The 11,666-nt window shown below is 39.0% G+C and carries 10 protein-coding genes and 1 pseudogene; 5 read left to right on the top strand and 6 right to left on the bottom strand.

Annotated features, from left to right (window positions below):
• The 3 genes from EBF12_RS07725 to EBF12_RS07715 form a co-directional block, all read right to left on the bottom strand.
• On the bottom strand, positions 1–627 hold the full coding sequence (locus EBF12_RS07725; RefSeq protein WP_121727141.1) for an NAD(P)H-dependent oxidoreductase: 627 nt from the start codon (positions 625–627) through the stop codon (positions 1–3).
• 85 nt (positions 628–712) lie between these two features.
• Complete coding sequence (typA, locus tag EBF12_RS07720; protein WP_121727140.1) at positions 713–2,515, bottom strand: translational GTPase TypA; 1,803 nt, start codon at positions 2,513–2,515, stop codon at positions 713–715.
• 102 nt (positions 2,516–2,617) lie between these two features.
• A complete protein-coding gene (locus tag EBF12_RS07715) occupies positions 2,618–4,048 on the bottom strand; it encodes an aminotransferase class V-fold PLP-dependent enzyme (protein WP_121727139.1) in 1,431 nt (476 codons plus the stop codon).
• A gap of 35 nt (positions 4,049–4,083) precedes the next feature.
• Here EBF12_RS07715 and EBF12_RS11125 point away from each other — a divergent pair, with 35 nt between their 5' ends.
• The 4 genes and pseudogenes from EBF12_RS11125 to selD all read left to right on the top strand — a co-directional run.
• Positions 4,084–4,242: a hypothetical protein gene (locus EBF12_RS11125; protein ID WP_157979078.1), complete on the top strand. Its 159-nt coding sequence runs from the start codon at positions 4,084–4,086 to the stop codon at positions 4,240–4,242.
• Positions 4,243–4,457: 215 nt separating this feature from the next.
• Positions 4,458–7,037, top strand: coding sequence for a bifunctional aconitate hydratase 2/2-methylisocitrate dehydratase (gene acnB, locus EBF12_RS07710; protein WP_121727198.1), 2,580 nt, complete (start codon positions 4,458–4,460; stop codon positions 7,035–7,037).
• A gap of 187 nt (positions 7,038–7,224) precedes the next feature.
• Entirely contained in the window at positions 7,225–7,842 is a 618-nt protein-coding gene (gene yedF, locus EBF12_RS07705) for a sulfurtransferase-like selenium metabolism protein YedF (RefSeq protein ID WP_121727138.1), read from the top strand.
• Positions 7,843–7,907: 65 nt separating this feature from the next.
• Positions 7,908–8,939 (top strand): annotated as a pseudogene (selD, locus tag EBF12_RS07700) (selenide, water dikinase SelD); the annotation flags it as partial.
• A 428-nt stretch (positions 8,940–9,367) separates the two neighbouring features.
• Here the strand turns inward: selD and EBF12_RS07695 are convergent.
• Positions 9,368–10,009, bottom strand: coding sequence for an outer membrane beta-barrel protein (locus EBF12_RS07695; RefSeq protein ID WP_244196455.1), 642 nt, complete (start codon positions 10,007–10,009; stop codon positions 9,368–9,370).
• A gap of 28 nt (positions 10,010–10,037) precedes the next feature.
• A complete protein-coding gene (locus EBF12_RS11910) occupies positions 10,038–10,193 on the bottom strand; it encodes a hypothetical protein (RefSeq protein WP_157979076.1) in 156 nt (51 codons plus the stop codon).
• Positions 10,194–10,451: 258 nt separating this feature from the next.
• Between EBF12_RS11910 and EBF12_RS07690 the strand changes: the two genes are divergently transcribed.
• Positions 10,452–11,132 carry a hypothetical protein gene (locus EBF12_RS07690; RefSeq protein ID WP_244196454.1) on the top strand — a complete coding sequence of 227 codons (681 nt, stop codon included), beginning with the start codon at positions 10,452–10,454 and terminating at the stop codon, positions 11,130–11,132.
• On the opposite strand, the gene EBF12_RS07685 is transcribed toward EBF12_RS07690, so the two are convergent.
• Positions 11,129–11,666 (bottom strand): ATP-grasp fold amidoligase family protein (locus EBF12_RS07685; RefSeq protein WP_121727135.1); only part of this gene is annotated, 538 nt, incomplete at its 5' end. The genes EBF12_RS07690 and EBF12_RS07685 overlap by 4 nt on opposite strands.

The following is an 11,666-nucleotide window of genomic DNA, read 5'->3' as shown; positions in this document are numbered from 1 at the left end:
TTACTTATATTCCACCAAATCATCAAGTGAGATTCTATATCGCGGTTGTTGTTCCTTACCGCGATAGCCAAAGCACACAATAAGGCTTACTTGCTCTTTAAATGGATCAAGCCCATACAACTTTTCTACCGCTCTTTTCTCATAGCCCTCAATATAGCAAGTATCAATCTCTAAGAAACTCGCATAGGCTACCATATAAGTTGCCATAATATAAGCCTGTTTGCTACTCCAGTGTGCTAGAGATTCTCCAGAATCTAGTCCCCGCTCTTTCAAGTATCCACCCAAACGCTCACAAAAGGCTTGATATGCACCTAAATCAGCCTTGCGTCTAAAGGTATTTTGCTTTGTATATTCACTTGGTGGGACTAAGTCATTTTGCAAACTTTTAAATATTACAACTTCACTTGCTGTTGTGATTTGGGCTTGATTCCAGCATAATGGACGAAGTGCTGCCTTTGCCTCATCGCTACGCAGGACAAGCAGTCTTGTAGGCTCTAGCCCAAAAGAGCTAGGCGACAATCTACCCACTTCTAAAATCTCATCAAACACTTCTTTTGGAATCTTTTTATTCTCATCAAAAAGTTTGCACGAATGGCGGAAATATATAGAATCTAAAAACTTATTCATCACTTACTCCTTTGTTAAAATTTTGTTAAAATCAATCCAACACGCAAAAGCCTAAGATATAGATAGAAAGCCTAAAGCATAGTTTCTATTTAGCCTTTGCTCTTTTACGCATATTTGGTTCTAGAATCTTTTTTCTAATGCGTATATTTTGCGGTGTTACCTCCAAAATCTCATCATCTTCTATCCACTCTAATGCTCTCTCTAGTGTCAGCTCCCGTGGTGGCACAAGCTTAATCGCATCATCACTCCCACTTGCACGCATATTTGTCAAATGCTTTGCCTTAATGGGATTGACATCTAAGTCATTATCGCGGCTATGCTCACCGATAACCATACCGATATACACTTTAGTCTGTGGGGCTACAAATAGCACACCCCGCTCTTGTATATTAAAGAGTGAGAATCCTGTCGCCTCGCCATTTTCCATAGAGATTAATGCACCATTTTTACGCGATTCTACCCCACCGCTAAATGCCCTAAACTCTAAAAAGCTATGATTCATTACCCCTTCACCCTTTGTGTCTGTCAAAAACTCGCTACGATAGCCGATAAGCCCTCGTGCAGGGATTTCAAACTCTAGCCTTGTGTAGCCATCACTCATAGGATTCATAGCTTTCATCTCTGCTTTTCTCTTACCAAGCTTCTCAATGATTGCTCCGCTAAAATCCTGTGGCGTATCAATGACTAAATGCTCAAAAGGTTCAGTTTTCACGCCATTTTCTTCTTTGACAATAACTTCAGGTCGTGAGATACTAAACTCAAAGCCTTCACGCCTTAGATTCTCCGCTAAGATTGTGATTTGCAGCTCACCTCTTCCGCTTACTTTAAACTTCCCCTCTCCCATTTCCTCACATCGCATAGCGATATTTGTTTGCATCTCTTTTAGTAGCCTATCTTTGATTTTATTTGCTGTTACATGTTTGCCCTCTAGCCCAGCCAAAGGACTATCATTTACGGCAAAATACACGCTCATTGTGGGCTCTTCTAAGTGCATAGGATCTAGCGGCATAGGATTATTAGGACATACAATAGAATCTCCCACATCAACAGCATTAAATCCAGCGATAGCTACAATATCCCCTGCTTCAGCAGATTCTATCTCTGTCCTTGCTAGTCCCATAAAGCCAATGAGTTTGCTTATACGCCCTGTTTCTTTCTCGCCATCGCTTTTTGCAAGCATTACATTCTCGCCCTTTTTCACGCGTCCATTAAATACCCGTGCAATGCCGATTTTACCCACATAGTTATCATAATCAAGCGTGAAAACCTGCATTTGCAATGGATTATCACTACTTCCACTAGGCAGTGGCACATATTCTAAAATCGCTTCAAATAATGGCTCTAGATTCTTCTTTTCATCATTTAAATTCTTAACCGCATAGCCATCGCGTGCAGCAGCATAAATTACGGGAAAGTCAAGCTGAGAATCTGTGGCGTCCATTGATACGAATAAATCAAATACTTCATCTACCACGCGATCAGGCTCTGCGGCAGGTTTATCAATCTTATTGACCACGACAATGGGGCGGATTCCAAAGCTAAGGGCTTTTTTGACAACAAATTTAGTTTGCGGCATAACGCCTTCTTGTGCATCTACAAGCAATAAAACGCCATCTACCATTTTTAGCACACGCTCCACTTCCCCGCCAAAATCAGCGTGTCCGGGCGTGTCAATAATATTTATCTTTGTGCCTTTGTAGTTTATAGCTGTGTTTTTTGAAAGGATTGTAATGCCCCTTTCTCGCTCCAAATCGTTAGAATCCATTACCCTTTCATCAACCTGCTCTCTCTCGCCAAATGTCCCAGATTGACTCAAAAGCCCATCAACAAGTGTGGTTTTGCCGTGATCTACGTGTGCTATCACAGCGATATTTCGTATGTTTTGCATTGTGTGTCTCTACTTTCATTCAAAAAATTAAAAGCGGCATTCTATTATAAATTACCTTAATGATTATCAAATATTATGTTAAAAATCAGTATTTTTTGATCCCTAGCCACGCAAGATTTTTACACAAGATTTTATAGATTTCACAAGATATTCAATATCACTCAAAGTGTGCGTGTAGTGGATACTCACTCTTAGCCACATGGGCTTTTTCTCTTTGCTTCCTTCACCTAAAAGATAATGCCCATACGGACCAGCACAACTACAACCAGCACGCGTTTGTATGCCATATTTCTTACTTAAAAGCATTGAAAGATCAAGAGGACAAACAAGCCCAACATTAAAGCTGATAATGCCTAGTCTCTCCGCCTTTAAATCCCCATAAATACTTACTGCTGGAATCTTTTTGAGTTCGTGTAAAAATATCTCCATAAGCACTTTTTTTCGCCTCTTTATCCACGCAAAACCTATCTCATTTCGCAATGAATACGCCAAAGCTGCACGAAGCAGCCCTAGCACCTGTGGTGTTCCTGCCTCTTCTCGTAAAGCCTCATCATCAATAAAAGAATGTGTTTTGTCATTAGCATACTCCATCACCCCACCTCCAGCAAAGCTTGGTGGAATCTGCGTATCACATAGACTTTTTCTTATCACCAAAAGCCCACACGAGCCAACCCCACCCAAAAGCTTATGTGGTGCTAAAAATGCCACATCATATAACGCAGAATCTACCTGCAAATAAGGCGAAGAACTTGCCATATCAAAGGCAATCACAGCTTGAGCTTGACGCAAATAATGATGATAAGATTCTATGGGTGCAAGTAGTCCTGTTACATTAGAAGCCACACTTAAAGATGCAATGATTTTTTTGTCCTTAAGATTCTGTAATATCTTTTGTAAATGCTCCAAATCTGGTAACCCAGATTTATCAAAGCCTATCTTATAGGTATGACAAAGCCCCTCTTTATAGCTTATCTCATTTGAGTGATGCTCAAATCCGCTAAGAAGTACAGAGGGGAGATTCAAAGCTTTTGTTTGTCTATCATATATCCGCAATCTTTCAAGCAAGGGATTTTGTGAAGTATAACTAGAATCTTGCGTAGTTTTTACATCACTTATTCCTTGAAAAAATGAGTTAAAATGAGCCAAGCTTTGCGGAGGCACATAAATCCCCATAAGTTCTTGAAATTTTTTAATCCCAAAGCTCGCCCCACTCCCTCCGGCAATCAACACAAACTCATCACCTAGCCCCAACATTTCTTTAAGCCTCTCTTTTGCCCTCTCATAAACTGCACTCATAAATGCCGAATGAGTTGCAAAACGCGAATGTGTATTGGCATAATAGGGCAAGATAGAATCTAAACGCTTTTCAATCTTCTTATACGCCAAGCCAGAAGCGGTAAAATCAAAATAACGCTCCCCTTTTGCAAGTATCGTATTGGCTCGTAACTGCGTGAGCAAATCGCTCTCATCAAGTAAGGGAGCAAACACACGCTCTAAGACCTTATCATAATGCTGCTTTCTATAAATCTGCATTATTTCCCGCTCCTTGTTCTTTTGGATAGTGTTTTGTGCGACATCACACAAAAGCACAAAATATTTTAACCCCACATTTGCAAGATTCTATCAAAAGCTTCATAAAAGCTCACAATGTTACTTTATGTATCGCTTCAAAACCAAGATTCCAAACACCATATATCAAAAGCCTAGCACACATAGAAACAAGCTAGAATCTCGCTCTTTAACACTGCTTAAAACCACTGCAAACGCAACACAAAACAAATCACTTAAAAGATTTTTGGGAAGTTTTGAAGCTCACTTTTGGATAACTTTCACTTTACTTTCCTGCTTGTTTGGTATTTTTGTTATACAATTTGAGCCAAACCATTATAATAGGGTTTTAATTTCCACAAGAAAACAACATCACAAAAGCGAGGAGAAAACGATGAGAGAAGAATTTGAGCAATTCATCAAAGACTACGAGACACACAGCAAAGAGCGTGCAGCACAAGGTATTCCACCTTTGCCATTAAGTCTAGCCCAAACACAAAATGCCATTGATATGTGTAAAGATTCAAGTGTGAGTGCAGAGCATAAAGCGTTTGCTAAGGAATTGATTATCCATAGGGTGAATCCGGGTGTTGATGCTTCAGCACAGCTAAAGGCAGAGTTCTTAGGTGCAATTTTGCTTGAAAACAAGCAGGATTGGGGCTTTAGCCAAAATGAAGCAATCACTTATCTAGGCACAATGCTTGGGGGTTACAATGTCGCTCCCCTAATCAAAGGGCTTTCTCTCAATGATAGCAGCCTTGCAAAAGCCTGTGCAGAAGCCCTAAAACATACACTTTTGATTTATGATAATTTTGAAAAAATCGCCGCACTCAATACTCCACTTTCACAAGAAATTATTCAATCTTGGGCAGATGCGGAGTGGTTTAAACGCAAAGAGGGCTTACAAGAAAAAATTAAAGTGTGCGTATTTAAAGTTGATGGTGAAACAAATACAGATGATTTAAGTCCAGCAGGTGATGCTTTTACAAGAAGTGATATTCCGCTTCACGCCAAAGCAATGCTAAAAAGTCGTATAGAAAACTTTGAATCTCGCATTAAATCTGCAAAGAAAAAAGCACAAGAGAATAACGCTATTGTAGCTTATGTGGGCGATGTTGTAGGAACAGGAAGCAGTAGAAAATCTGCGTGTAATTCTATTATGTGGCATTTTGGAAAAGAGATTCCATTTATCCCAAACAAAAAAAGTGGAGGTATTGTGATTGGTAGCGTTATTGCACCCATTTTCTTTAATACTTGTGAAGATAGCGGTGCATTGCCGATTGTCGCTGATGTGAGTGAGTTAAAAGATGGCGATATTATTGAGATTAACACACTTAAAGGCGAAATAGAAAAAGATGGTAAGGTTGTAGCGACTTTCACGCTAAATCCTGTAACCCTAGCTGATGAGATTCGCTCTGGTGGTAGAATCCCACTTATTATCGGCAGAGGACTAACCGCAAAAGCAAGAGAATATCTCAAGCTTCCTAAATCCGATGTGTTTAAAGAAGCTAAACAACCAGCTCCAAGCACAAAGGGCTACACATTAGCACAAAAAATGGTAGGTCGTGCTTGTGGTGTAGAAGGTGTGCGTCCGGGTAGCTATTGCGAGCCAAAAACAACAACGGTGGGCAGCCAAGATACTACAGGTGCGATGACACGCGATGAGATTAAAGAACTTGCTGCATTAAGCTTTGGGGCTGACTTTGTTTTGCAAAGCTTCTGCCACACTGCGGCTTACCCAAAACCAGCTGATGTAAGTTTGCACGCAACTTTACCAAACTTTATTTCCGAGCGTGGTGGTGTTGCCCTACATCCAAAAGATGGTGTTATCCACTCGTGGCTTAATCGTATGTGTCTGCCGGATACGGTTGGGACAGGTGGGGATTCTCACACACGCTTCCCTATTGGGATTAGTTTTCCAGCAGGAAGTGGTTTAATTGCATTTGCAGCTGTTACAGGCTCTATGCCTCTTGATATGCCAGAATCTGTGCTTGTGCGGTTCAAAGGTAAGCTTAATCCGGGCATTACACTGCGTGATTTGGTCAATGCTATCCCTTATTATGCCATCAAACAAGGACTTTTAACCGTTGAAAAGAAGGGTAAAAAGAATATCTTTAGCGGACGGATTCTAGAAATTGAAGGTTTAGGTGATTTAAAAGTTGAACAAGCCTTTGAACTTAGCGATGCTAGTGCGGAGCGAAGTGCAGCAGCGTGTAGTGTAAGACTAAATAAAGAACCTATCATTGAATATCTAAGCTCAAATATTAAGCTTATAGAATCTATGATTAAAAATGGCTATCAAAATGCCCAGACTTTGCAACGCAGAGCGGACAAGATGAAGGAATGGATTAAAAATCCTGTGCTTTTAGAGCCAGATAGCGATGCGGAATACGCAGCCATTATTGAAATTGATTTGGCTGATATAAAAGAGCCTATTCTAGCTTGTCCAAATGACCCAGATGATGTGGCAACTTTGAGCGAGATTCACGCTAATCCAAAACGACCCAAGAATATTGATGAAGTCTTTATTGGGAGCTGTATGACAAATATTGGGCATTTTAGAGCTTTTGGCGAGATTGTTAAAAATGAAGGGCAAAGCAAAACACAAATTTGGATTGCTCCGCCAACAAAAATGGACGAAAAACAACTCACAAAAGAAGGGTATTTCTCACTCTTTGGAGCAGCGGGGGCAAGGCTTGAAGCTCCTGGTTGTAGCCTATGTATGGGAAATCAAGCACGAGTGCGAGATAATGCTGTGGTTTTCTCTACTTCAACACGAAACTTTGATAATAGAATGGGTAAAGGCGCACAAGTATATCTTGGTAGTGCAGAGCTTGGTGGGGTATGTGCTATGCTTGGTAAGCTTCCAACAGCTGAAGAATATCTTAAAATCGCTCCTCAAAAAATTGATGATAAGAAAGATAATATCTATACTTATCTCAACTTCCACCTTATGCAAGATTTTGCCCTCTAATCAAACAGAATCTAGCCTTGATAGAATCTTTGTAGAATCTCGGGCTAGATTCTACACCCTTATAAAACGCAAATATCCCTTAACGGATATTCTAAACATACACTTCTCTTGCCGCAAAAAATGTTCATTTTTTGAAAAATTAATATATAATAACACCTTCAATGAGTATCTACCCTAAAGGATTTTTATGAATAACACTATCCAAATTGATGTGCGTGATCTGCCCTGCCCCGAGCCTGTTGTCAAGGCAAAAAAGGCACTTGCTGGAGTAAATGAACATTCTTTAAAGCTCCACAGCTATGAAATTATTGGCAACTCTCCATCATCAAAAGAGAATCTTAGTCGTTTTCTTAAGACTGAGGGGTTTGAGTTTGAAGTTGGGCTAGGACGAGATGAGCAATTTATCATTTTTCTCAAAGGTAAGGTAGGTAAGCTAAGCAAGGAATCTAAGGATAAAATTATTCCTAAAATGATGCTTATCAAAAATGACCGCGTGGGTGAAGGGGAGCTTGGCGGTATGCTGATTAATGGCTTTATTAAATCACTTTTACAAACTGAAGTCTTGCCACACAAGATTCTCTTTATCAATCGCGGCGTTCTACTCACAACCGATAATAAAGAGGTGGATAATACAGAAATTGTAGAAGTCTTAAAAGAGCTTGAAAAACAAGGGGTTGAAATTTATTCTTGTGGCTCGTGTTTAAGCTACTTTGCTTTGACAGAGCGTCTCAAAGTCGGTATGATAGGCAATGCCATAGATGGTGTGCAAAATATGCTCACAAGCGATAGCCTCATCTCTCTTTAGGATTCAAAATGGCAGATTCTGATTTAACACAATACATTCAATGTGCTGGGTGAGCTGCTAAAGTCGGTCTGGAAGACCTATCACAAATCTCTAGCCAACTCACCCAAAAGCCAAACCCCTTATTACTGATAGGCTTTGAGGGTAACGAAGACTGCGGAGCTATGCTCTATAATGAAACCGATGAATACGCTATGCTTTCAAGTGTAGATTTTATCACGCCTGTGGTTGATGACCCATATATTTATGGGCAAATTGCTGCGGCAAATGCGTTAAGTGATATTTTTGCTATGGGTGGTGTTGCAAAAAGTGCTTTAAATCTGCTAATGTGGGATAGCACACATTTTGATGTGAAGGTAGCAAACGCTATCTTAAAAGGTGGGTTAGATAAAATTGCAGAATCTGGGGCGTTGCTCCTTGGCGGACATACGATTAAAGATATGGAGCAAAAATATGGGCTTTCCGTCAATGGTATTGTGCATAAAGATAGAATCTGGCGAAATAATACCGCACAAGAAGGCGATGTCTTAGTGCTGACAAAGCCCATTGGAAGCGGGATTCTCACCACTGCCATTAAAGCAAAAATGCTTTCAAATCAAGATGAAGTAGTTCAATCAATGGCGATGCTCAATCTTTATGCTATGCAAGTCGCCCAAGAATATGAGATTCACGCCTGCACGGACATTACAGGTTTTGGGCTTATAGGACACGCTCTTGAAATGTGTCGTGCAAACAAGGCAAAAAAACCACATTCTTACTTGCGAGATTTTACCGAAGATTCCCCCTATGATAAGAGCATACTTTTCTATACTATGCAGATTCCACTTTTTGAAAATGCAAGGGAGCTTTCCCAAATGGGTATTGTGCCCGGTGGCTCATACGAGAATAAAAATGCCCTTTGCTTTCAAGTGCGGATAGAAACGCAAATACAAGATGATATTTTTTATTATGATACACAAACTTCCGGTGGCTTACTCTTTGCCCTTCCTTTTAGTCAAGCAAAATCTTTTGTCTATGACTTACGCAAGGCTGGAATAACTTGTGCAAACATTATCGGCGAAGTTGTTCCAAAACGAGAGAAAGCCATCATTTTGGGCTAGATTCTAGCCTCCAAAATCTTCGCAAACACGCAAAGAAAATTTATACTCCTGTGCATTCTGCATTACATATTTACAAAAAGCTCTTGTCCGTATGTAATCATAAGAAACTACATAAATATAAGGGATAAAAAGATGTGTATAAATAAGAGATAAAAATCACAAAGACAAGTAAATAAGGGAATTTGAAGTTAAGAAAAAGTGAGATATAATAGCGATAGGGGTTGCCTCAAGGGGCGACCATCCCCTTGAAGTGTAACCTACTTCTTTATAAAGGAGGTTACTATGGATAAGATTTTGACAGAAATCTTAGCTGCCATTATACTACTATGTTTTATAGTAGTCAAGTGCTACTAAGATTTTAGATTATCCAATACTCACGCTTGACTAAGGGGCGTGAGTAAGTCTTATCCAAGCCCCCTACTTAGATTCTAAAACTTATAATTGTAAGCAAAGATAATTGAGCCTTTAGGCGTAGAGGCGTATTGAAATGTTGAAGTTCCGCTAGTTGAGCCATAATCAACATCTACCTTTCCGCCATCATCATATCCATAACCCGAGCGATAGCGGTATTTCAGCTCAAACTGATGATTGACATTATAAAAGTAATGGATTCCTATACTTGAAGTCCAGCTAGATGAAGTGTAGGATTTAAGTTCATCAGTTACCGTGCGTTCTTTCAGCTTGCTTTGTATATTTTGTCCAAAGAAACTCCCAAACTCATATCCCGTGCCTATGTTTAAACCAAAAGTATGTGTTTGACTTGCAATAAAGTCATACAGATACTCTGCTTCAACTCCATAATGGATAGCTTGTGAGTTTTGATTACCTTTTTCATTGCCAAATGACACTTTAGAATTGTAGCTTGCACAACCTACATAGCCTCTAAATTTGAATCCTGCATTATCCCAAGGATACCATTGATACCCAAAGCCTAGATTAATCGGTAAGGCATAGGTTATGTTTGTTAGAAATGGGAATGCAGGATTATTTGTTTGATTGACATAATTTGTAACACTCGGGCTATATCCAAGCTCCGCTCCTACAAACCACCCTGTCAATTCACTTGCCAATCCATCTTGTGAGTTAGATGAGTTAGCACTACCTTATTTTAAGATTTTGATTTTTCTTTTGTAGCTCTAAAAGCTCATTTTCTTTTTTAAGCTTTGCGATTTCAGAATCTATATCCTCTGCAAATGTAAAACTTACTAAACTTCCTACAAGACTTAATGCCACTAATGCTTTTGAAATTTTCATTTTTTGCTCTCCTTGTTGTGTTAATTTGCTTTATTCGCTTTAGTATAGCGTTTTTTTTTTTTTTGAAATTTGCAACTTATTTGAGTGATTTTTTTGAGAAAATGCTAAGTATTGATACAAATTTATAAAATCAATGATATTTTTTTGAATCTCATCGCCCTTTTTACAAACAAACATTACTTAATTTTTTTATAGATTCTGCCGATGTTCTCTCTTAGAATCTCATCTTAAAGCTTAGAGGATTTTATGCAGTTTAATATGATAAACACTTTAGTGCGTAAGTTTTATGTCTTAAAGGAAGAAGGTTTCGTGGCAAATCAAAATTATAACGATGATTTACAAAATCTCCTTAGCAAAGAAGAGTTTGCCATTTTTAGTGCAATGTTTGAAGCTGATAACCTTGATAAAGGTATTGATAGCATTAAGCGTTCTTATACAAGTGGCAGGGCAAATAAGGAATATGTCATCAGTATCCTATCAGAGCCAAAAATCACGCAAATTGCCTCCGTATTACTCAAAGGATCAAAGCCAGAAGCCCTTGAAAAAGCTATCCGTATAAGAGAGAATGTAGATAAAAATAGTGTCGTATTCCTAGAGCTTATCAAAAGCCTTGAAGAAAAGCTCCTTACATTTCTTGTTTCACGCGTGAGCAAATTCCCCCCTAGCACCTCCCCAGATAATTATCTTAAAACTCTCGCTCAAAAAGAAATTAATATCAGCAATGTTGCACGATATTTTGGCGGTGATTTTGAAAAAGCCTATCTTGATGATAAGGGCGTGGGTAAATCATACTTTGAGTTCCTTACTTGCAAAGTGCTAATTAAATATAAATTTATGAATGTAGAAGATGCCCAGCGTATTCTCCTTGCTTTTATTTGGAATTCAATCCCTGACCTTAGGACAAAAACTCGCGTTACATCTGTGGGAAGCACACGCTAGGATTCTACCCTTGGTAATAAAGTGCTAATATCCCATAAATCGCCAAGTTTTTTATCCCATTCACTTGGGGTAAATCTGCCTGCACCACTCTCTGGTGTAAAGGTCAATTCCCCAACGATTACTTGTTTTGACATTATATACAAATCAACTCTAACAAATCCAAATATGCGTGATAATGCGTTGGCTATCATTACAGACTTTTCTAGCATTTTTGGCTTTGGCATTTCATCTGATAGCACCTTGTTGTTATAACTAAATAACTGAAAGTTCCAGTCCTTATCATAAAAATATCTTGTGCCATAAACATCCATATCGCTCGCTTGTATGTATTTTGTCTCGCCAAAATTAAAAAATCTATACACTATCACATCAATACTGATTGATGTAGTGTTAATGTTTGATAAAAGTGTTTGTCCATCTATACCTCTCGCTTCCTGATCCCCCAGCATCTCTTCGGCAAAGATTCTAGGCTCTATATCTTTATAATGCCATTCTCTATAAAGTGTGTAGAAGTTTGTGTTTAAATGTGTTGTG

Source organism: Helicobacter labetoulli (assembly GCF_003670275.1).
GTDB lineage: Bacteria > Campylobacterota > Campylobacteria > Campylobacterales > Helicobacteraceae > Helicobacter_C > Helicobacter_C labetoulli.
Note: the sequence above shows the minus strand (reverse complement) of the source record. Positions and strands in the feature narration are given on the sequence as shown.